A 398-nucleotide genomic window follows, 5' to 3' on the forward strand; every position below is an offset into this window, starting at 1 on the left:
AAGAAACGGAAACACCTCATGCTTGAGATCATCGGCGCGGGATTCCCGCGGACCGGAACCTTCTCCTTGAAGGCCGCACTGGAACGCCTCGGCTTCGGACCCTGCTATCACATGTTCGAGATCCTGACCCATCCCAGCCACGTGGACAGGTGGCTGCCCCTCACCGGCGGCCGGCCGATCGCCTGGGACCAGGCACTCGACGGCTACCACGCCACCCTGGACTGGCCTGCGAGCCACCTCTGGCGCGAGCAGGCCGAGACGTACCCGGACGCCAAGGTCATCCTCACCGTGCGGGACCCGCACCAGTGGTACGCCAGCATGCAGACGCTGATCACCAACGGCCCGGGCCGGACGATCCCGCCCGGCCTGCCCGACCGAGCCGCCGCCTTCTTCGGAGC

General features: G+C 67.8%; 1 protein-coding gene. It reads left to right on the plus strand.

From position 1 onward, the window contains the following. Positions 1-18: 18 nt before the first annotated feature. Positions 19-398, plus strand: a 380-nt coding sequence (locus tag FAF44_RS53810) for a sulfotransferase (protein ID WP_308193556.1), incomplete at its 3' end; no start/stop codon positions are given.

It is taken from the genome of Nonomuraea sp. MG754425 (assembly GCF_021699195.1).
In the GTDB taxonomy this organism is placed as follows: Bacteria; Actinomycetota; Actinomycetes; order Streptosporangiales; family Streptosporangiaceae; genus Nonomuraea.